Consider the following 22,479-nt stretch of genomic DNA (forward strand, 5'->3'; position numbering starts at 1 on the left):
TTTTTGAATCTTCATCTGTTTTCTTGAAAACAATTTTTCCATCTACAGACTTAAACTGGCTATTCACCATTGCCTCGATAACAGAAGTATCTGATGTTGATTCAATAGTTAAAGTAACTCTTCCTCCGTTTACACTTGAAGATGGCTTACCTTTTGTGTCTGTGTTTCTGTTTAAGCTGTACTCAGCTTCTAATACGTCGAATTCTTTTCCTGCGAATTCGAAACTTGCTCTAAATGATCCCATAGTTTCTTTTTTTTGGGTTTAATAATTAATTTTAAAATACTTTTTAGAGCTTTCTCAATAAAAAAAGAGAAAGCTTTAAACAATATAAAACCTTCTCTTTTTTTTATTTTTGGCGCCATTCTAAAAGAAGAAAGAAGATAACAAATATTGCCTTATGTGGCGTAAATGTATATTATAGTTTTATTACTGCCAAATTTTTATGTAAATAAATTGTTACTTTTCTTAAAGTATTTTCTCAAGATAACTTAACAATCTTAGCTAAACAAAGACTACTACTGATTAAATTGATTTTACGCTCTTTTGATAATCAATTAAAATACTTTTTTATTTCTACTAAAAAGATTTCTAATTCTTTTTCAAAATCTTTCCATGAGGTTTTATTTATCTCTTTACTAACCTCAAATTCTTCTAAAAAAGTTATTAACTTAGTAGCTTTTAATTGCCTAAACATTCCCAACATTTTATGACTAACGTCATTAAACCCTTGTACATCATTATTTTTCACTAACTCTTTTAATAGCAATAAATTCTCTCCGGTATCTTTTAAAAAAGATTTTAATATTTTCTTTATCTCTACTTCGTCATTATTCAAAAATGTTTTCAAGGAAGTAATATCAAAGCTATTTGTTGTTATTTCGTTGTCAATCTTACTAATAACCACATCTTTTTCCTGGGCTTTGAAATCAAAAAATCGCTGTAAAATTTCTTCCAATTTTTTAGCGTGAAATGGTTTTATTATGGCATCTGAAAAACCATTTTTAACATATTCATTCTCCGATAAATTTGCTCTCCCTGTCATTGCTATAATGGGCTGACCTTTGTAAGATTTGTGTTTTTTTAAGGTTTCCATAAAATGAATACCATTCATTTTAGGAAGTTGTATATCTGTAAGCACTAAATCATAGATAATATTATCTATTCTACTTAGTGCCTCTTGCGCATTACTAAAAGAAGTTACCCCTATTCCTAATTCTTCTAAAACATTTTTCAAAAGTATTCTCAAAGAAGCATCATCCTCAACTATTATAGCATTAATATTAAGACTTTTATTTTGTGAACTTATCTCTTTTATATTTGATTTTTCTTCAGCAAAAGTAATAGGCACGAACAACGAAAATATACTGCCTTTTCCTAAACTACTTTGTAAAGTTAAAGATCCTCCCAAAAGTTCTGCTAGTCTTCTAGAAATGGTCAAACCTAACCCAAATCCATTTTGCCTATTCTCTTTTTCATGTGCTTGCGTAAATTCTTTAAAAACTTTTTCTTGTTCATCTTTTCCAATTCCAACTCCAGTATCAATCACTCTAATCTCTATATATTTTTTTTCTTTTACGCTTCTTAACTTACTTTTTATTGTTATTGAACCTTCTTTTGTAAACTTACATGCGTTAGTTACTAAATTATATAGTATTTGTTTTATTCTAAAAGGATCACTAACAATTAATGAATTTATATTTTCATCATGATTTACATTTATTGAAATTGGTTTATTTTGAACAAGGCTTTTAGCGCTATTAGCTACTTCCTCTATATTTCTTTTTAAATCGAAAGGAATAGTTTCAATAGTTATTTTACTATTCTCTAATTTAGAAAATTCTAAAAGATCGCCGACAAGCTGTCCCATGTAAACCGATGCATTTTGTATATGCACCACATAATTTTTCTCTTTAGTACTAGTAATTGATTTTTGTAATAACTCGCTAAAACCGGTAATTGTGCTTAAAGGAGTTCTTAAATCATGACTTACCATGGATATTAGTTGCTCCCTACTTTTTAAAAGTGAAGAAGTAACTGCATTTGCACTTTCTAATTCTTGCCTATAATGTTGACTCCTCCAAAAATCATTTAATATTATTATTGAAAAAAGTATAATTATTACAAAACCTACTCCAGCTGCTAATAGAATTATGTTTCTACTACGTTCTAACGTTTCTTCATGTTTTTTATGAGCTATGTTAGCATTAACAATAACATCTTTTTCTAGTACATTTAAAACCTCTCGTAATTTTCTTGAAATTATAATATCATTTTCAATTAATTCTCTCTCTTTTATTCTCAAAAATCTACGTTTAATAACTGTTTCTCTCTGCGCTTTTTGAAGTATTTCTTTAGATGCAGAAACTAATGAGTCAATTTTCTTTTGTTCTTCAACATTAACAGGCTTCTCTTCTCCTTCTTCTTCATTATCAAACAGGCGTAAATACTTTTCTAAACTTAATCCAGTTTTCTTATTAAAAACATCTGGATTATCTACAAGATCTTTTACTGAACCTTTGCCTAATAAAGAATCTATAGACCCTAGCTTGTCTATAGCCTCATCTATTGATTTTTCTGAAGCATTCCTTTGGTTTAACCTTCTTAAACTTGTTATGTTTTTTCGTTTTTTATTTAAAACCAGCTTAACACTGTCTAAAATAAATGTTTTAGATACGTCTTTTGCTATGAAGTTAAGTGAGTCAATTTTTTTCAACAATAATTTATTCTCGGTAACATATTCATTATATCGTTTATAAGAATTTAACTGAATGGCGGCTCTCCCTAAATTTTCATTTTCATATATATCAGCAATTAACCCTCCTGTTTGTATAATATTATTCCTATCAGAAACTCCTTGTTTTTGTATCTCTATGTATGTTTTTATTTCAGAAAACAACAAGATTCCTGAAATAACCGCTAAAACCGCTAGGGTAGCATACCCCACTAAAACCTTAAAAGCTATTTTACGTTTAGATTCTTTCATTAATTAATAATCTTTGGTAAAAATAACGATACTTCGTCTTTCTTGTTTTAAATATATCTATTAAATTTTGAATTTTTAATAGATATTATTTTGCCTAAAGACCTCGTAACAATCAAAGATAGTTTGTATTTTTGATGTTTATAAAATCATGTCAAAATGAGAAAAATTCAAATGGTTGACTTACAAAGTCAATATCAAAAAATAAAAGAGACAGTTGATACTTCTATTCAAGAAGTTTTAAATTCTTCAGCATATATTAACGGACCATATGTTCATGGATTCCAAGCAGATTTAGAGAATTATTTAGGTGTTAAACATGTGATTCCGTGTGCTAACGGTACTGACGCGTTACAAATAGCTATGATGGGCTTAGGTTTAAAGCCAGGTGACGAGGTGATTACAGCTGATTTTACATTTGCTGCAACTGTTGAGGTTATCGGTTTATTAAAATTAACTCCTGTTTTAGTTGATGTTGAACCTGACACTTTTAATATTGACATTGAAGCTCTAAAAAAGTCAATTACCCCTAAAACAAAAGCTATTGTTCCTGTTCATTTATTCGGACAATGTGCTAATATGGAAGCTATTTTAGAAATTGCTAAAGAACATAACTTATTAGTAATAGAAGATAATGCTCAAGCTATTGGAGCAGATTATACTTTTTCTAACGGAACGAAGAAGAAAGCAGGAACTATTGGTGATGTTGGTACTACCTCTTTCTTCCCTTCTAAAAACTTAGGTTGCTATGGTGATGGTGGAGCTATTTTTACCAATGATGATGAATTAGCACATACACTTCGCGGAATGGTTAATCACGGAATGTACAAACGCTACTACCATGATGTAGTTGGAGTAAACTCTCGTTTAGATTCTATTCAAGCGGCTGTATTAAAAGCTAAGTTACCTTTATTAGATAGCTATTGTGATGCCCGCAGAAAAGCTGCTGAATATTATTCAAACTCATTTGCTAACAACCCAAATATTATCACACCAACTATTAGCGATTTTACAACGCATGTTTTCCATCAGTATACATTGAGAATTACTAACGGAAAACGTAATGAGTTACACCAACATTTATTAGATAACGGAATTCCAAATGCTATTTATTATCCTGTTCCGTTACATGCTCAAAAAGCATATCAAGATGATAGATATAATGAAGATGACTTCACTGTTACCAATCAATTAATAGATGAAGTTATTTCATTGCCAATGCATACAGAATTAGATGAAGAGCAGCTAACATTTATCTCTAAAACTGTAAATGATTTTATTCAATAATTTGGATTGAAATCTTATGAATCAAAAAATTAAAATTTTAAAAATTATTCACCTTGCCTTAATTACTGGAATTACTCTTGCTTTTACATTTTTAGGTAATTTCAAGACCATGTTTGACATGGTGATTGATGACTCATCTTTGTTCTATGCATTTATTCCTGCAATAGCTTATGTTGCTAGTAACTTCATCTTTAAAAACATGTTGAGAAACATTCAAAAAGATGCTAGTAATGAAGAGAAACTTGCTATTTATCAGTCTGCTTCTATAGCTAGATGGGCTATTATTGAAGGTGCTTGTTTTTTGATTTTAATTTTAAAACCTGATTTTTTATTGTTAGGAGTAATCTTATTAATTTATTTAATTCTTTTAGCTCCAAAAAAAGCACAAATATTCCAAACCTTAGATATCAGAAGCTAAGATTTCTTATATAAAAAGACAAAAAATCACTCATTTTTGGTTGTTTTTAATCATTTTTGAGTGATTTTTTATTCATTTTAGCAAAAAACAGCTTTTTCACACCTCTAATTTGTGAATTATTTCTACTACCTATTATCATATTCTTAAAATAATACACTCTAAATTTAATAACACACATTTATTAGTTGATTTTTAATGTTTTAACGATTATTAATTGACATCACGCTTTAAGCCTATTAGCTTTGTACTCTAATTAAATGATACTAGAATAATGAAATTGATTAAAATTAAAAGAGAAACACGTTTGGAAAAACGATTTTCAAGAAAAATGGGTAAACTTCATACTAATGTTACCTACATTAAAAAAATGTTTTTAAATATTATACCTCTGGAAACGGTACACAAATACAGAGAAACCTATTATGGTGAAGTTAAAGATTGTGAAGATTGTGTTTTAGCTAGATAACAATTTTCTTTTTCACAAAACAAAAATCCCGTTCCAAAAGAACGGGATTTTCTATACTATCTGTTTTTACTATTTATGCTAAAGAAGCACCACTAGCAGCTACACTTCTATCAATTTTACGCATTAATCCCTGTAATACTTTACCAGGACCAACTTCAACAAACTCAGTACCACCATCAGCTATCATTGCCTGCACACATTGTGTCCATCTTACTGGCGCTGTTAATTGCGCTATTAAGTTTTCTTTAATTTCAGCAGGGTTTGTTACTGCTTTCGCTACCACATTTTGGTATACTGGACACATAGGTTCGTTAAATGTAGTTTCTTCAATAGCTACAGCTAACTCCTCACGAGCTGGTTCCATCATTGGTGAATGAAATGCTCCTCCTACAGGTAAAAGTAATGCCCTTTTAGCGCCTTTTTCTTTTAATACTTCACAAGCTTTTTCAACAGCTTCAATTTCTCCAGAGATTACTAATTGTCCTGGACAATTATAGTTTGCTGCTACCACAACTCCATCAATCGAAGCACAAACTTCTTCAACTACAACATCTTCTAATCCTAACACAGCTGCCATAGTAGATGGTTGAATTTCACATGCTTTTTGCATTGCTAAAGCACGCTTAGAAACTAATTTTAATCCATCTTCAAAAGACAATACACCATTAGCTACTAACGCTGATAATTCTCCTAAAGAGTGACCTGCAACCATTTCTGGTTTAAAATCGTCTCCTAAAACTTTTGCTAAAATTACTGAATGTAAAAAGATAGCAGGTTGTGTTACTTTAGTTTGTTTTAATTCTTCAGCAGTACCTTCAAACATTACGTCAGTAATACTAAAACCTAATATATTATTTGCTTTTTCAAAAAGTTCTTGAGCTAATGGAGAGTTTTCATATAAATCTAACCCCATTCCTGTAAATTGTGCTCCTTGACCTGGAAAAATATACGCTTTCATTTGTTTGTTTTGTTGTTTATTTAACCTTGCAAACATACAACTTTTAAAATTACTATCTTCGTTTTATGACTGTACAACAAAAATCTCAAGCACAACTTATTTACCTAGTTTTAGCTTCGTTATTTATAGCCTCTCTTGTAACTTCAAACCTAATTTTTCAGAAGTTTTTTTATTGGGAACCTTTTAATTTATTTCGTTTTGAAGTGTCTGTTGGAATACTTCCATATCCTATTACTTTTTTAATTACAGATATTCTTTCTGAAATTTATGGTAAGAAAAAGGCCAACAGAGTTGTTGTATCAGGAATTTTTGCTTCCTTTTTTTCTATGTTAATTATTTTAGTAGCTGATTATGCTCCTGCAATTAATAACTCTCCCATTGGCGACGAAACTTTTACCAAAGTTTTTGGGCTTTCTCCTTTTGCTGTACTAGCTTCTATGCTAGCTTACTTAGCTGCTCAGTTTATAGACATTCGAATTTTTCATTTTTGGAAAAAATTAACTAAAGGAAAACATTTATGGCTTCGCAATAATTTTTCTACCTTTTTGTCACAATTTATAGATACTTTTACCGTATTATTTTTATTGAGTTCTTTTAAAATACTTCCTTGGAGTATTTTTGGTAGCCTTTTACTTAGCGGTTTTTTATTTAAAGTCATTATAGCAGCTCTTGACACTCCTGTTTTGTATGTTGTTATATATTGGTTTAGAAAAAAATTTGACTTACAAATAGGTGAAGAAATCAGCAAATTTTAAACGAATATTACTTTATGTTAAACAAGTTTTTTTATAAAATTTTTAAAGAACAGCTTTCACTTTCAGAAACATTAGCTACATACCTAAATTTATTTGCAAATCTTATTATGTTTGGAATTTTAGGTTATATCTTATTCAAATTTTTTAGATACGTTGGAAAAAGAACAGTTAATAAAATGGCAGCAAAAACATCAACTAGTTTTGATGATATGCTTATTAAAAACAAAACCTTTTTAAACCTTTCAAGAATTGTTATTCTTACTATTGTTTTTAATTTTTTAAAAGATATTTTAGTCGATTTCCCTAATCTGTTTACCTACGCTGAACGTATTGCTACTATTGCCATTATTTTTGCTATTATTTGGTTTATACGTAGTATTCTACTAAGTGTTAAAGATTTTCTTCGTACCACAAATGCTTTCAAAGACAAACCCTTAGAGAGCTATGTGCAAATTTTCATGGTAATCATGTGGCTTATTGCTGCTATATCATCTTTTTCTGTATTAACTGGAAAACCTTTAATTAGATTCTTAACTGCATTAGGTGCTTTTTCAGCAGTATTATTATTAATTTTTAAGGATACCATTCTTGGTTTTGTATCAAGCATTCAAGTAGCAGTAAATGATACTGTTAGAATTGGAGATTGGATTACCATGGAAAAATATGGCGCTGATGGTGATGTAGTTGAAATTAACCTTACTTCTGTAATTATTAGAAATTTTGATAATACAATATCTAGCATTCCTACGTATTATTTAACATCCGATTCTTTTAAGAACTGGAGAACAATGAATACTTCAGGTGGTAGACGTATAAAACGATCAATTTTAATTAAAATAAATAGCATTCACTTTCTTACCGATGAAGATATTGAGCGCTTTAAAAAGATTGAGTTAATTTCTGACTATATTGAAAAAAGTAGCAAGGAAGTAAAAAAATACAACGAAGAAAACAATATTGACAAATCTGTAATATTAAACGGTAGAAACTTAACCAATTTTGGGTCTTTTAGAATTTACTTGGATAAATACATTGAAAATCATCCAAAAATAAATCAAGATATGTTGTTAATGTCTCGTCAGTTAGAGCCAACTCCTAACGGAATTCCACTAGAAATTTATGCCTTTAGTAGAGAAAAAAATTGGGTAGATTACGAACGTGTTATGGCGAACATTTTTGATCATATTTTAGCTTCTGTAAAATATTTTGATTTGGAAGTTTTTCAAAATCCATCAAGTATTGACATCAATAACTTGAAAGAAATACAAAAGAGTGAATAATAATACTGGTACATCTTTATGGCAAATAGCTATCCAAAAATTTAAACATAGTAAAACAGGTATGTTTAGTTTTGGATATATTATTTTATGCGGGTTTATTGCTGTTTTTTGTTATGTTTTAGCTCCAGACAACAGTAACTCTGCCAATCAAATGCATTTAGAAATTCACTCGAAATCTCCTGGTTTTTCTGTACAACTATTAAGTATTCCTTCAGAAGTAAAAAAACAACAATCGTGGTTTTCTGTTTTTATGGAAGGAAAGCAAAATTCATCAACAGAAATACCTATAAAATCATTTTCTGTTAAAAACAATCAGTTAGAAGTTATTAAATACTCCGATGGTTTACCAAAAGAGTTTCCTGTTTCTTTTGAACAATACATTCAACAAAAAACATTTTATTTAGGAACTGATAAATATGGTCGTGATTTATTAAGCAGGTTGTTGATTGGTGCTAGAATTTCATTTTTTATTGGATTTATAGCTGTGTTTATTTCGCTTTTAATAGGAATTCCTATTGGCGCTATTGCTGGCTATTTTGGTGGAAAAATTGATGATTTTATTATGTGGGTTATCAATATCACTTGGTCCATTCCAACACTTTTATTAGTAATCGCTATTACTTTGGCTTTGGGTAAAGGTTTTTGGCAAGTTTTTATTGCAGTGGGATTAACTATGTGGGTAGAGGTTGCTCGTGTAGTTCGGGGTCAAGTAATCACTACTAAACAGCAGCAATATGTGGAAGCTGCCAAAGCTTTAGGTTTTTCTGATTTTAGAATTATTTTCAAACATATTTTACCTAATATTTTAGCTCCTATAATTGTAATTTCCGCCGCAAATTTTGCAGCTGCTATTTTAATTGAAAGCGGACTGAGTTTTTTAGGTATTGGAGCCCAACCTCCTACTCCCTCTTGGGGTGCTATGATTAAAAATCATTATAATTATATCATTTTGGGCAAACCATTTTTAGCATTGATTCCAGGATTAGCAATTATGAGTTTAGTAATGGCATTTATGTTAATTGGAAATACACTTCGTGATGCTTTAGATGTGAAAGCTTAAAATTTGTAAATTCGCTTTCTTAAATTTTTTTGATATGAGTTTTAGTGTTGAGTTTAAAACAAGATGGGCAGATTTTGATGCCAACATACACATGCGTCATACCGCATACAATGATTACGCTGCTGAATTACGTTTACGTTTTTTTAAAGAGCATAATGTAACTGTTCAAGATTTTACTAAGGAAAAAGTTGGTCCTATTTTATTTGAAGAAAATACCAAGTTTTTACGTGAAATACACATGGGAGAAGACATAACTGTAAACTTAAAAGTTACTGGTTTATCCGAAAAAGGTGAACGTTGGAAAATTCAACATGAAGTTTTTAATCAAGCAGGTAAACTTTCTGCAATTATCACTGTTTATGGTGCTTGGTTAGATTTGGTTAAGCGTAAATTAACAGTACCTCCTGTTAAATTTCAAGAGATTTTTAACGAAGTTGAAAAAACTGAAGATTTTAAAGAAATCGTTTTAAGTAATTAAATGAGTACTTCAAGGAAAATAAAGGTTGTTATTACCATTGTTGCTTTACTTGTAGGTTATTGGTTACAACAAAAAGAAGAAGCTAAGAACTTTTCTGAACCTACAACAGAAACAGCCAGTAATAAAACTAATAACTTCAATTACTTTCCTACCTCAACAACTGGAGTCATTATAAAACATAATGGCTACCAGTTATCGTATAGTGAAAAGCATGAGCAAGCTGAATGGGTTGCTTATCCTTTAGATAAAAGTGATATTGTTTATACCAACCGTAAGCGTCCATTTTTTATTGTAGACCCCAAAGTGAAGACAAAATCTGCAGATTGGAGAAATTATAAAAGATCTGGTTATGACAAAGGGCACTTATGTCCTGCTGGTGATAGACGTGCCTCTAAAAGTGCTCATGATGAAACTTTTTACACTTCAAACATTTCTCCTCAAAACCATGAGTTTAATGCTGGTATTTGGAATAAACTAGAGCAAAAAACTCGTTATTGGGCTAAAAAATATAATCACTTGTATGTTGTTACTGGTGGTGTTTTAGAACCTAACTTGAAAACTATAGGAAAGGAAAAAGTAAGTGTTCCTAATTATTTTTATAAGGTTTTACTAGATTATACTCAGCCTGAAATTAAAGCCATTGCCTTTTTACTTCCACATAAAGAAAGTAACAAACCGCTATCTGATTTTGTAGTTTCTATTGATGAATTAGAACAAAAAACAGGTATTGATTTCTTCCCTGAATTACCTGATACTATTGAAAACCAACTAGAGGCTTCTGCTAATTATAAAAATTGGAGCTTTAGGTAATTCCAACATTCCTTTTTAATACCTGCGCTTTTTCTCAAAAACATACGAAAGGATAACCCCATGACTGTTTCCTAACACAGAATCACTAAATGCTGCATTATAGAAATACACAAATTTTAAATTTTTTAGAGCATAAATACCTGCTAAAAAATTAATTGAGGAACTACTTCTATAGCCCGTACCGATTTCAAATTTGTTTTTATAGTTAACAGCAACATTTGCGTCAATCTGCATAGGTGCTCCACCTTCATACTTTAAGAAAACACTAGGTTTAATCATTACTTCCTCAAATCGATTGGTAAAAAAACGATACCCGAAATAACCGTAAATAGGGTTTGATATATTTAAATCATCTCTAGACGCTAATTTATCACCTAAAAGATTTGGCAACGAAATTCCTGCATAAAAATCTGCATGATTATATAAAAACCCAATACCTACGGTTGGTACAGTTACATTCATATTTTCTGAAAACTCTATATCATCAGTAATACCTAACTCTAACAGATTCTCATGAAACTGTTGTACTCCTGCTGTTAGTCCAAACGATATTACATGTTCGTTATAATGTTGCCAATAAGGTCTATCAATCTCCGTATCAAAAAATATTTTATATGAATATGAAGCATACGCATTTGTATAAGTACTTACCCCTATTTTATCTCGTACAATAGCCCCACCTATCCCCATTTTTTTTCTTGCAATCGGAGTATGAAAGCTTAATGACAATGTTCTGGGACTTCCTTCAATACTATTTATATAGCCATAATTACTAAGTGTAATTTCTGCTCCATCAGACATTCCCGTATAGGCAGAGTTTATAATAAACGGATTATAATTATACTCTGGATACAAAGCTGTTTGTTGTCCCCAATTATTTTGAAGTACCATCATAAAAATAAACAGTAAAATATAGTTCCTTATCTCTTTCATCTTATCTTTTTAAAACTAAAAACCCTTTTGTTTCTTTTGATTTCCCTTCTGTTGAAATTTTTATACTGAAAAAGTATGTCCCTGCTGGTAACTTATCACCTCCCATACCCGTTAGCTTATTGGCTACGCCTCTAAAAACATTAAATTGATTATCATATTCTTTCATCTGAAAAACCATATCTCCCCACCTATTAAAAACAGTTACTATATTATTAGGATGTTCTTCAATTCCCTTTATTTCCCAAAAGTCATTTACTCCATCACCATTTGGAGAAAAACCGTATTTGGTTTCCCCTACTAAGCTTGCTTCAGTTCTAAAACTAATTTCAGAACACCCATTAGCACTTCCTAGCGAGTTGTATGGAGTTACTAATACATAAACTATGGTGTTCTCTGGTAAATCACTAGTTAAAGTATAATTCGTTCCTGTTACTGACTCGTTGTTTACAATATCGGTTCCACCTGAAGTTGTTCCAATTGACAGGTAATACCCATCGGCATCTGAAACAGTGTCCCAAACAATTCCAGTACTAACACTAACATTTGTTGCTTTATTGGTTGGAACTGTAATTGTGGTGCAGTTTGGTATAATTGCAACGGTTTCTGTGGTAAAACGAACTTCACCACAGCCCGTTGCTAAGCCCCCCGACTTATATGGTAATACTGATACATAAATTGTTGTGTTCTCTGGTAAATCGCTCGTAGGATTATATGTTGTTCCTATCACTAGCTCATTGTTTACAATATCGGTTCCACCTGAAGTTGTTCCGATTGATATATAATACCCATCGGCATCAGAAATAGTGCTCCAAGTAATATTTGTATCGACTGCTACATTAGTTCCTCCATCACTTGGAACTGTAATTGTGGTACAACTCGGTGTGGTTGGTACTATTTCCGTAGTAAAACTAATTTCAGAACATCCTGTAGCACTTCCTACCGAATTGTATGGAATTACCGATACATAAATTGTTGTATTCTCTGGTAAATTACTAGCTAAAGTATAGCTCGTTCCTACTACTGATTCGTTGTTTACAATATCGGTTCCGCCTGAAATAGTTCCGATTAATATATAATATCCATCAGCATCTGCTACTGCTCCCCAAGTAATTCCAGTGTTAACACTAACATTCGTTGCTCCGTTGGTTGGAGCATTTATCGTTGTACAATTTGGAACTGTCGGCAATGTTTCTGTAGTGAAACTAATTTCAGAACATCCTGTGGCACTTCCTACCGAATTGTAAGGTATCACTGATACATATATCGAAGTATTCTCAGGTAAATCACTCGTAGGGTTATATATTGTTCCTGCTACTGATTCGTTATTTACAATATCGGTTCCGCCTGAAGTTGTTCCGATTGATATATAATACCCATCTGTATCAGCTACTGCGTTCCAAGTAATATTTGTATCGACTGCTACATTAGTTCCTCCATCACTTGGAACTGTAATTGTGGTACAACTCGGTGTGGTTGGTACTATTTCCGTAGTAAAACTAATTTCAGAACATCCTGTAGCACTTCCTACCGAATTGTATGGAATTACCGATACATAAATTGTTGTATTCTCTGGTAAATTACTAGCTAAAGTATAGCTCGTTCCTACTACTGATTCATTGTTCACAATATCAGTTCCGCCTGAGGTTGTTCCGATTGATATATAGTACCCATCAGCATCAGAAACAGTGCCCCAAATAATATCTGTATCGACTACTACATTAGTTCCTCCATCACTTGGAACTGTAATTGTGGTACAACTCGGTGTGGTTGGTACTATTTCCGTAGTAAAAATAATTTCAGAACATCCTGTAGCACTTCCTACTGAATTATACGGTATCACTGACACATAAATTGTCGTGTTCTCTGGTAAATCACTAGCTAAAGTATAGCTCGTTCCTACTACTGATTCGTTGTTTACAATGTCGGTTCCGCTTGAAGTTGTTCCAATTGATAGGTAATATCCGTCAGCATCTGCTACTGCATCCCAACTAATTCCTGTACTAACACTAACATTCGTTGCTCCATTACTTGGAACTGTTATTGTGGTACAGTTTGGTGCACTTACCACTGCATCTCCAGTAGTAAAACTTTCTTCTACACAACCTGTAGCGTCTCCTACATCATTGTATGGAATTATACGAACATAATGTATTCTATTTGCTTGTAAGTCTTGAGTAAAACTATAAGTTGTTATGTTTCCTACATCAATACTATTCACAACCTCTATCCCTCCTTGAGTAGTTCCTACACTTACTAAATACCCGGTTGCTTCTGTAATTTCATTCCAAGAAATATCAGTATTCAACGGAACATTCGTTGATCCATTTATAGGATTCACTAAACTTGTACAACTAGGTACTACTGGAATAAACTCTGTTTTAAAAGACTCTTCTCCACAACTTGTTGCATCTCCTTTATCGTTATAAGGAGTTATAGTTACAAAAATATCGGTGTCTTCTGGTAAATCTACAGGTAAATCGTATGTTGTACTATTACCTACATCAATACTATCAAGAATATCTATTCCACCTGAAGTAGTTCCTACTGTAAGCCTGTATCCATCTGCATTACTTATAACATTCCATTCTAAGTTTGTACTTACAGATATATCTGTAGCACCAGCAAGTGGTAAGGTTAAGTTGGTACAATCTGGTACTGTTGATGGAGTTGTAGACACCGTAAAGCTTTCTTCTGCACAAGGTCCTACTGCATCTCCGTTTTCGTTTGAAGGTACAATAGTAACATAAACTGTTTCTCCTCCTGAAAAATCTGTAGCAAATTCATAAGTGGTAGCATTTACAACAGTTTCGTTTATTATCATTCCTGAAGGTTCAATTCTAATTGTTAAAGCATATTCACGTGCATACAAAACAGGTTCCCAAGTTAAATTGGTATTTACAGGAACATCTGTTGCTCCATTTAAAGGCGCTATTAACTGTGTACATTCTGGAATAGGACAATCTAAAACATCACCCGTAAAAGACCATCCAAAACTATCAATCATTGATTGTCTTTCTTCTACAGCATCACAATAAGGAAGAGTGTTAGCTCCTATATTTATTCCAGGTGTTAGTGTTTGTTCAGACCATGCAATAAGCGTATTGTCGTAATTTACTCTAGTAAGAGCTGTATTATCTAACATATTTTGCATGTTGGTTACGCCACTAATATTCCAATCACCTAAATCTTGATTAAAAACTGTAGCGTTATTAAACATAGCATTCATCGATACCGTATTTAATAACCATTGGTTTAAAGGTTGATTAAACAAACTTGCACCTTGAAACATTCTATCCATGTTCATTACTGCTGTTGGCCTCCAATTATTCATTGGTTGATTAAAGTTTGTTGCACCATTAAACATATCTTGCATGGTGGTTACTCTCCTAATATTCCAACTTCCAATAGCACCATCAAAGGCTGTTGCTGTTTGAAACATGCCTTGCATATTAGTTACCGATGCTACATTCCAAGAATCTAATGGTCTATTAAAAGACGTTGCTCCTCGAAACATTTCTTGCATAGTGGTTACAAAAGATACATTCCAATTATTAATATCTTGATTAAATTTAGACGCTCCATAAAACATTTCAGCCATCGTTTGTGCTTCACCTGTATTCCAATTCCCTAAAGGTTGGTTAAATATTTCTGCATTCTTAAACATTGCTTCAAAGTTTGTTACCACAGAAACATTCCAGTTTTCTAACGGACTATTAAAAGCAACAGCTTCTTCAAACATCGAAGGCATTAAGGTTACTGAACTTACATTCCAAGAATTTAATGGTTGATTGAAAACTGTGGCTTCTTGAAACATTTGACTCATGTTAGCAACAGCACTTACATCCCAAGAGTTTAATGGCTGATTAAATGCTTCTGCTCTTCGGAACATACCTGACATATTAACTACTGAGTTTACATCCCAAGAATTTAACGGTTGGTTATACATTTGAGCATTGTAAAACATTAAACTCATGTTGGTTACATTGGTTACATTCCAGCTATTTATGTTCTGATTAAATGCGCTAGCACTCTGAAACATGCTCTCCATGTTGGTTACTGAAGAAACATTCCAATTACTTAGGGCTTGATTAAAAGAAGAAGCGCCTTCAAACATCGAAGTCGTGTTTGTAACAGCACCTACATTCCAAGAGTTTAAAGGTTCGTTAAAATCAACACATCTCTGGAACATTTCAGACATATCTGTAACATTACTTACATTCCAATTATCAATATTTTGGTTAAAAGCCATGTTTGAAATAAAACCATTAAACATTTCAGACATATTGGTAACATTACTGACATCCCAATTATTAAGTGGTTGGTTAAATGCTTCTGCTCTTTCAAACATACTACTCATATCTGTAACACTACTCACATTCCAATTATTAATATTCTGATCAAATACTTCTGCATTTTGGAACATCCCTCCCATATCTGCAACATTTCCTGTATTCCAATTTCCTATGTCTTGATTAAACTCTATGGCACTACCAAACATGTAGTTCATATTAGTAACATTACCTACATCCCAATTATTAAGTGGTTGGTTGTAAATTGAAGTTCCACTAAACATACCACGCATGTTAGTTACATTACTAACATTCCAATTATTTATGTTTCCATTAAATTTTCTACATGAGCTAAACATTCTTTCCATATCTATTACATTGCTAAGATTAGGAATATCTGTAGCATTGTACTCCATATTTCCACAACCATAAAAAGCTTCGTTCATACTTTCCCAAACTTGATTACCCCACTGGTCTATAAATAATAATTTATGAGAATCACCTACATACTCATGCTTAGGAGAAGGAAAAACGCCTATAATACTTACGGTATAAATACCTGGGGTAAGATATGTGTGTGTAATATTCCCTGTTACATTATGATTGTACTGTCCATCTCCCCAATCTATAGAATAGTTATAAGTAAGATAGTGTGGGTAGCCTGAATTTGTTTCTATTTCTAATTGATTCGTAGGACTAGTATAACTTAATACTTGTATGCTTGTGTCATAAGTAAGCTTGAATGCATCTGGGCTATTTACCCAACTTTCTATTACTGTAAAACTAATTTCTTGGCAACCTGTAGCTGGTCCTTCATCGTTATACGGAACAACTGTTACATATACAGTATCTCCTGCTATAAATTCATTGGTAAAGTCCACTCCTACAACATTTCCTACATCTTCATTATTATATATAACCTGTGAAGTCGCTCCGTTTTCTCTTCTTACACTAATTCTATATCCTGTAGCATTAGGAGCTGGATTCCAACGAATATCACTGTTTGCAGGCACTTGCGTGTCACCTGCTTGCGGCATTGTTATTTGAGTACATAATACATAAGAACAGTTTACAATATCTCCTGATATAGTCCACCCGTTATTATCAATTAAACTTTGTCTTTGGTTTAATGCATCACAATAATTTAGATTCGTCGCCCCTAAATCAACATTATTTTGAACTGTTTGAGCATTCCAAGCTATAAGAATATTATCATAGTTTTCTTGAGAAATACCGCTATTCGATAACATGTTTGTCATGTTTGTAACACTAGATATATCCCAGACTCCTATGTCTTGGTTAAATGAAGTAGCTTGATTAAACATATAAGACATGTTTCTAGCATTTCCTGTTTGCCAACTGCTTATATCTTGGTTAAAGGACGTAGCTCTATCAAACATATATTGAAAATCAGTGATATTACTTACATCCCAAGTATTTAAAGGTTGGTTAAAAGCTTCTGCTCGTTGAAATATGTTGCGTATATTAGTAATATTGCTCACATCCCAAGTATTCAATGGTTGATTGAAAGCTTCTGTTCTTTCAAACATACTTTCTACATTGGTAACCATGCTAACATTCCACAAACTAATATCTCGATTAAAAACAGTGGCGCCTTCAAACATTCCTCTCATGGTAACAACATTACTTACATTCCAAGTTCCTATACCTTGATTAAAGCCTGAGTTATCTCGGAACATGTAACTCATATCAGTAACATTACTAACATCCCAGTTACCTATGGGTTGATTAAAAACTGCTCCCCAAGCCCATCCATCAAACATACCCGACATGTTTGTTACATTACTAACATCCCAGTTATTTAAAGGTTGATTAAAGGTTCTGTTTCTAAAAAATAGCCTAGACATATTTGTAACATTACTAACATTCCATGTATTTATAGGTTGGTTGAATTTAGCTTGACTAAACATTCCCTCCATTGTTGTAACACTACTTACATTCCAGTTGTCTATTGGGCTATTAAAATTAGAACCTTTAAATGTGTTATTCATATTGGTAACATTACCAACATTCCAATTATTCATTGGCTGATTATATGCACTTGTATCGTAAAAGGCTCCTTCCATATTAACAACACTAACTACATTCCAGTTATTAATATTTTGATTGAACTTACGGGCTCTATATAAAAAGTTTTCTAAAGTAGTTACTGCTGATGTGTTCCAGTTATCTAATGGTTCGTTGAATTCCCTTGCATTATAAAAAGTGTAAGACATGTCTATTATACTAGATGTGTCCCATTGATCTAAAGGTCTATTAAAAATTTCGCAATTCATAAATAACCCTGAAATATTAGTTATGGTGCTTACATCCCAATTATTCATAATACCATTAAACAATGAGCAATCTCTAAAAGCATTTTGTAGGCTAGTAGCTTGACTTAAATTTGGTGGAGTAATAGCATCAAAATTTAGATTTGAACATCCATAAAATGCGCTTTCCATACTTTGCCATTGAATAGTACCCCAAGACAAGATTTCGATAATTTTGTCAACGTCTCCAGTATTATTAAAATAAATTGCAGGAAACGTTCCGCTAATGCTTACGGTATAAGTTCCTTGTGTGGCATAAGTATGGGTAATGTCTCCTGTTACGTTTGAATCAATATTTCCATCACCCCAATCAACGGTGTATGAATACGTGTAAGCTGAATTCGTTGGGATGCTTATTTCATTAACTCCAGAAGAGCCAGTACTAATATTTGCCGTGTTCCATAAAGAAGTGAACGACTGCGAAAACAATTGACTACTTAAAATTAAAAAAAGTACTACTAAACCACTTCTTAAAAATTTACCTATTAATGCCTTCATTCTTTTTAATATAATTTTTAACACTTCTATTTTAATCAAGCTTTTTTACATACTACATAAAGTAAGAACTACCCAGCCATTAAATATTGGTTTGATAGGTATTGTTTGTTTGGTGATATTACCAACTCAAACTGAATCTTCATATATAAAATAAAAGCTAAGTATTACTTAATAATATCGTTTATATTAAGTAATGAGGCGCAAGATATAACCGTTGATTGTTATAGAAGTATCATTCTATAGAGTGGAACCTAATTTATTAGTTTTTTTCGATACTCTGATGGGGTATAACCTGTTTGTTCTTTAAACACACGGTTGAAAGTAGTTTTACTTTTAAAACCAGAATCGTAAGCAACAGCGAGTATTTTGTGGTCTTTGCTTGTAGATAATTGTAACATTTTCTTGGCTTCTTTAATTCGATATGAATTGATGAGTTGATAAAAATTCTTGTCAAATTCAAACGAAAACACTTCAGACAAATGATGACTGCTTAGTGATAATTTTTTAGCAAAACTTGCTTGAGTTAAGTTATGGTTTAAGTATATTTTTTCTTCTTCAATTTCCTTTAATATTTTTTGTTTGTAAGAGCTTCTATCTTCTTTTGATAATGAAGAATTTTTATATTTTTCTTGGATTACTTTTACTTCTTTTGTTTGCTCTTTTATTTCTTCAATAGCACTTTCTTCTTCATTCTTTTTTATATAAATCCAAAATAATCCACCTAAACCAATCATACATAACACACTAAACCACAAGGTTGTTTTTTGTTGGTCTGAGAGTAAAGCTTCTCTATTTTCTTGTGCTGAAATAGTTTCTTCTTTTGCTTTAATTTCTGCCTTTAGCTCTTCTGTTATCGCTTTTTTTTGATTCTTAAGAAAATTTATTCGACTCTCATTATATTTCTTTTCTGTATTTAAGTAAGCTGTCGTTTTGTTTAATTTTTGATATATCGTAGTCAAGTTTTCATAACATATCATTTCAATTTCTTCTATACTTTTTTCAGAAGCTATGCTTAACGCTTGTTTTAAGTATTTTTCTGCTTCACTATAAAACTCTAGTTTTAAATTTGCGACTCCTAAATTAACTAAAAGCCATGCTTTTACCCTAGTATTTTTCTCAAAAGACTTGTATTTTGTTGCTTTGTTTGCTGTTTCAATAGATTTTTGATACGCTCCTAATTTATAATAGGAACTACTAATATGGTTTAAGGATGTTAAAATGATATTTTCATTACCTGTTTCTTCTCCTATTTCTTTTACTTGTTCTGCATATAGTAATGATTTTTCTTCTTTATTTAAAGCTGAATAACTTATCGATAATCCGTTCAACGCAGCCATTTTTATTAACTTTGGTTTTTCAGTATAGGCTGCTTGCTTTAACACCATCTTCATGGTTTCTATACTCTTTTCATAAAGTTCTACATTATTATATATATTTCCTAAGTTAACTAACACAACAGTTTCAGCTTGTTTGCTTTCTGGTATCGTTTTAGCAATAGCTAATGCCTCTTTATACAGTGCTATACCTTCTACATATTTTGTTTGCATGTTTAAGCTTATTGCCTGGTTAACCATTGCTTTTACTTGTAATGCTTTCAGGTTATTCTTTTTAGATATATTGTATAAAGAGTCACTATAAACTTTATGAAGCTTATAATTTCCTTCTGTATAATTTTCTTGTAGTTTTTCTAAATAATTCTCTGCTTTTTTTTGAATATTTAAGAACTGCAATCCTGTTTTATCCTGGCTATAAAACAAAGTTGTAATACTAAGTAATAAATATGTAGTTATTTTTTTTAACAATTTCTGTTACTTTATTACAAAAATACGTCAAAAATACTTTTTCTTTTTCCATCTATAAATCATTTTTTCAATACAAAAAAGTGTCTTGTAGATATGATAACATACTACACGACACTTTTCATCAAAAACCACAAAAATTTATGTTCTTATTTGCTAGGCTTTAAAGAGTTTAAATTATTTATAATCATATATTCAAGTAAGACTTCTCTTGGGTAATTTTTAAATAAGTTGTCAGCATTAAACAACCTCCCTTCTAAATTACTTAGATACAATTTACTAAATAGCTCAAGATCTACATCTTTCCTTATTTCTCCGTTTACTTTAGCCTCTTCTAGTAAATTTATCACATCTTTAGATACAACATTCTTCGTTACTTCTATATAGGCATCATAGGCATTGGGATAGTATTTTTTTAATCCAAAAATAAAAGAAGGTTTAAACTTTATTACGTATTTAAAAATTACCTCATATATTTCTATTATTTTATTTAATGCTGATTTATCAGATTTTAAAATAGGTTCTATATCAATTTTAAATTCATTTATTAATTCTTTGATACTTTCAATTATCAATTCTTCTTTTGAAGAAAAGCATGCATAAATAGTTTTTTTTGAAATTCCAAGTAACTCAGCTATTTCATCCATTGTAGTATGCTTACTACCAAATGCTATAAATTTTTCTTTTGCAACATTGATAAGTTTTTCCCTATTATTCATAATCAACCCTACTTTATTTCCATCCTCCTCCTAAAGCTTTATATATATTTACTGTACTTAATAATTGATTTAATTTGTTATTTATAACGTTTATTTCTGCGTTCAAAACTCTTTCTCTTGCTGTTAATAAATCAAGATAATTTGCATACCCATTTTTTAACAATTCCTCAGAGTTAGTTTCTGCTCTTCGTAAAGCTTCAACCTCATTTTGTCTGTATTCAAATTTCTCGGTTTCAGCATTATAATCGAAAAGTGCATTTGAAACCTCATTCCCTGCTGTTAACAAAGTCTTTTTGAAACTTAACAATGCTTGTTCTTGTTGTGCCTTAGCTACATCGTGCTGCGTTTTTATTTTTCTTTGATTAAAGATAGGCTGTGTTAAGCCTCCTATAATATTAGCAAATAAGGAATTGGCACTTAGTAATTCATCTAAATCTAAACTCTGAAAACCACCTGTTGCAGTTAATGTTAACGATGGATAGAAATTACTTTTAGCAACATTTGTCATTTCAAAAGCATTAATTAATCCATATTCAGCAGCCATTACATCTGGTCTGTTTCTTAACAAAATAGTAGGAACACCTAGTTTTATAGTAACATCTAACTCTTGTTGTGAAAGTTTACTTCTTTTAACAACTACTGATGTTCTTCCTAATAGCAAGTTTAAGGCATTTTCTGTTTTAAAAATAGAAGCTTCTAAATCTACCTTTAACGCTTTTGCATTGTTATATTGTGCTATATTTTGGTCTACAGCTACTTGATTAACCTGACCTGCTTCTTTTAAAGCTTTAATAGTATTTACACTACTCTCTCTGGTTTCAATAGTTTGTTCAGTAATTTCTAATTGAGCATCTAAAGCTACTAACTGATAATAGGTAGTTGCTATTGCTGAAACTAATTGAGTTTTTACTGCTTGGTGAGCAGCTACACTTTGTAAATATGCTGCTTTTCCTGCTCGTTTATTACTTCGTATTTTACCCCATATATCAGCTTCCCAAGAAAGGTTTCCTGTAATTTCATATTGATCTATACTACCATTAAAAAAAGATCCAAACTGACTGTTTTTTGCTAATTCTTGATGTGTAGCTTTTGCTCCTACACTTAAAGTAGGTAAATACCCTGCTTTACCTTGTTTCATGTAAGCTTCAGCAGCAGCCATTTGTTGTATGGCTACACGGATATCTAAGTTATTCTGAAGTCCTTCATCAATGTATTCTTTCAAATGAGCATCAGTAAACATATCTTTCCAAGACACATCTGCCATTGAGATACTGTCTTTTGGTAAATTATCTGTTCTATACAAATGTTCTGTTTCTTTTAACTCAGGTCGCACATAATCCTTCGCTACGAAACAACTTTGTAGGGTTGTAGCCATAATGACTACAACCAAAGTTTTATTTAAAATAAATTTCATA

16 protein-coding genes are annotated in these 22,479 nt (G+C 31.5%); 8 read left to right on the top strand and 8 right to left on the bottom strand.

Annotated elements, in window-relative coordinates:
• Both tssD and ABMY20_RS15680 read right to left on the bottom strand, forming a co-directional pair.
• Positions 1–244, bottom strand: a 244-nt coding sequence (gene tssD / locus ABMY20_RS15675; RefSeq protein ID WP_349265420.1) for a type VI secretion system tube protein TssD, incomplete at its 3' end; no start/stop codon positions are given.
• A 307-nt stretch (positions 245–551) separates the two neighbouring features.
• The gene (locus ABMY20_RS15680; protein WP_349265777.1) at positions 552–2,984 is read right to left on the bottom strand and encodes an ATP-binding protein; all 2,433 of its coding nucleotides are present in this window, start codon (positions 2,982–2,984) and stop codon (positions 552–554) included.
• A 156-nt stretch (positions 2,985–3,140) separates the two neighbouring features.
• On the opposite strand from ABMY20_RS15680, the gene ABMY20_RS15685 reads away from it, so the two are divergent.
• The 3 genes from ABMY20_RS15685 to ABMY20_RS15695 all read left to right on the top strand — a co-directional run bounded on the left by ABMY20_RS15685 (position 3,141) and on the right by ABMY20_RS15695 (position 5,152).
• Positions 3,141–4,268 (top strand): DegT/DnrJ/EryC1/StrS family aminotransferase, encoded by a 1,128-nt coding sequence (locus ABMY20_RS15685; RefSeq protein WP_173359438.1) that lies wholly within the window; start codon positions 3,141–3,143, stop codon positions 4,266–4,268.
• Positions 4,269–4,284: 16 nt separating this feature from the next.
• The gene (locus ABMY20_RS15690) at positions 4,285–4,686 is read left to right on the top strand and encodes an MFS transporter (protein ID WP_173359437.1); all 402 of its coding nucleotides are present in this window, start codon (positions 4,285–4,287) and stop codon (positions 4,684–4,686) included.
• 271 nt (positions 4,687–4,957) lie between these two features.
• Complete coding sequence (locus tag ABMY20_RS15695) at positions 4,958–5,152, top strand: hypothetical protein (protein ID WP_073184218.1); 195 nt, start codon at positions 4,958–4,960, stop codon at positions 5,150–5,152.
• Positions 5,153–5,225: 73 nt separating this feature from the next.
• Here ABMY20_RS15695 and fabD read toward each other — a convergent pair whose 3' ends face one another.
• Entirely contained in the window at positions 5,226–6,110 is an 885-nt protein-coding gene (gene fabD / locus ABMY20_RS15700; RefSeq protein ID WP_349265778.1) for an ACP S-malonyltransferase, read from the bottom strand.
• A gap of 65 nt (positions 6,111–6,175) precedes the next feature.
• On the opposite strand from fabD, the gene ABMY20_RS15705 reads away from it, so the two are divergent.
• From ABMY20_RS15705 to ABMY20_RS15725, 5 genes are read left to right on the top strand one after another with little or no spacing between them, the layout of a single operon-like run.
• Complete coding sequence (locus tag ABMY20_RS15705; RefSeq protein ID WP_349265779.1) at positions 6,176–6,865, top strand: queuosine precursor transporter; 690 nt, start codon at positions 6,176–6,178, stop codon at positions 6,863–6,865.
• A 14-nt stretch (positions 6,866–6,879) separates the two neighbouring features.
• Positions 6,880–8,145 (top strand): mechanosensitive ion channel domain-containing protein, encoded by a 1,266-nt coding sequence (locus ABMY20_RS15710; protein ID WP_349265780.1) that lies wholly within the window; start codon positions 6,880–6,882, stop codon positions 8,143–8,145.
• Positions 8,138–9,205, top strand: coding sequence for an ABC transporter permease (locus ABMY20_RS15715; protein ID WP_349265781.1), 1,068 nt, complete (start codon positions 8,138–8,140; stop codon positions 9,203–9,205). Before ABMY20_RS15710 ends, ABMY20_RS15715 begins: the two co-directional genes overlap by 8 nt.
• 34 nt (positions 9,206–9,239) lie before the next feature.
• A complete protein-coding gene (locus ABMY20_RS15720; RefSeq protein WP_167712396.1) occupies positions 9,240–9,683 on the top strand; it encodes an acyl-CoA thioesterase in 444 nt (147 codons plus the stop codon).
• Positions 9,684–10,493 carry a DNA/RNA non-specific endonuclease gene (locus tag ABMY20_RS15725; protein WP_349265782.1) on the top strand — a complete coding sequence of 270 codons (810 nt, stop codon included), beginning with the start codon at positions 9,684–9,686 and terminating at the stop codon, positions 10,491–10,493.
• Positions 10,494–10,508: 15 nt separating this feature from the next.
• On the opposite strand, the gene ABMY20_RS15730 is transcribed toward ABMY20_RS15725, so the two are convergent.
• The 5 genes from ABMY20_RS15730 to ABMY20_RS15750 form a co-directional block, all read right to left on the bottom strand.
• Entirely contained in the window at positions 10,509–11,426 is a 918-nt protein-coding gene (locus ABMY20_RS15730) for a PorP/SprF family type IX secretion system membrane protein (RefSeq protein ID WP_159615098.1), read from the bottom strand.
• Position 11,427: 1 nt separating this feature from the next.
• Positions 11,428–18,546, bottom strand: coding sequence for a BspA family leucine-rich repeat surface protein (locus tag ABMY20_RS15735; protein WP_349265783.1), 7,119 nt, complete (start codon positions 18,544–18,546; stop codon positions 11,428–11,430).
• A 251-nt stretch (positions 18,547–18,797) separates the two neighbouring features.
• On the bottom strand, positions 18,798–20,348 hold the full coding sequence (locus ABMY20_RS15740) for an AraC family transcriptional regulator (RefSeq protein WP_349265784.1): 1,551 nt from the start codon (positions 20,346–20,348) through the stop codon (positions 18,798–18,800).
• 146 nt (positions 20,349–20,494) lie between these two features.
• Positions 20,495–21,064 (bottom strand): TetR/AcrR family transcriptional regulator, encoded by a 570-nt coding sequence (locus ABMY20_RS15745; protein ID WP_073184201.1) that lies wholly within the window; start codon positions 21,062–21,064, stop codon positions 20,495–20,497.
• A gap of 13 nt (positions 21,065–21,077) precedes the next feature.
• Positions 21,078–22,478, bottom strand: a complete 1,401-nt coding sequence (locus ABMY20_RS15750; protein ID WP_173359425.1) for an efflux transporter outer membrane subunit — start codon at positions 22,476–22,478, stop codon at positions 21,078–21,080.
• Position 22,479: the final 1 nt, after the last annotated feature.

It is taken from the genome of Tenacibaculum sp. SSH1-16, assembly GCF_040104435.1.
Lineage (GTDB): Bacteria > Bacteroidota > Bacteroidia > Flavobacteriales > Flavobacteriaceae > Polaribacter > Polaribacter mesophilus.

What these genes read in the sequence shown, in the direction of transcription:
- ABMY20_RS15680 (WP_349265777.1), bottom strand. Translation starts at nt 2,984, where the DNA reads ATGAAAGAATCTAAACGTAAAATAGCTTTTAAGGTTTTAGTGGGGTAT.
- ABMY20_RS15685 (WP_173359438.1), top strand. Translation starts at nt 3,141, where the DNA reads ATGAGAAAAATTCAAATGGTTGACTTACAAAGTCAATATCAAAAAATA.
- ABMY20_RS15690 (WP_173359437.1), top strand. Translation starts at nt 4,285, where the DNA reads ATGAATCAAAAAATTAAAATTTTAAAAATTATTCACCTTGCCTTAATT.
- ABMY20_RS15695 (WP_073184218.1), top strand. Translation starts at nt 4,958, where the DNA reads ATGAAATTGATTAAAATTAAAAGAGAAACACGTTTGGAAAAACGATTT.
- fabD (WP_349265778.1), bottom strand. Translation starts at nt 6,110, where the DNA reads ATGAAAGCGTATATTTTTCCAGGTCAAGGAGCACAATTTACAGGAATG.
- ABMY20_RS15705 (WP_349265779.1), top strand. Translation starts at nt 6,176, where the DNA reads ATGACTGTACAACAAAAATCTCAAGCACAACTTATTTACCTAGTTTTA.
- ABMY20_RS15710 (WP_349265780.1), top strand. Translation starts at nt 6,880, where the DNA reads ATGTTAAACAAGTTTTTTTATAAAATTTTTAAAGAACAGCTTTCACTT.
- ABMY20_RS15720 (WP_167712396.1), top strand. Translation starts at nt 9,240, where the DNA reads ATGAGTTTTAGTGTTGAGTTTAAAACAAGATGGGCAGATTTTGATGCC.
- ABMY20_RS15725 (WP_349265782.1), top strand. Translation starts at nt 9,684, where the DNA reads ATGAGTACTTCAAGGAAAATAAAGGTTGTTATTACCATTGTTGCTTTA.
- ABMY20_RS15730 (WP_159615098.1), bottom strand. Translation starts at nt 11,426, where the DNA reads ATGAAAGAGATAAGGAACTATATTTTACTGTTTATTTTTATGATGGTA.
- ABMY20_RS15735 (WP_349265783.1), bottom strand. Translation starts at nt 18,546, where the DNA reads ATGAAGGCATTAATAGGTAAATTTTTAAGAAGTGGTTTAGTAGTACTT.
- ABMY20_RS15745 (WP_073184201.1), bottom strand. Translation starts at nt 21,064, where the DNA reads ATGAATAATAGGGAAAAACTTATCAATGTTGCAAAAGAAAAATTTATA.
- ABMY20_RS15750 (WP_173359425.1), bottom strand. Translation starts at nt 22,478, where the DNA reads ATGAAATTTATTTTAAATAAAACTTTGGTTGTAGTCATTATGGCTACA.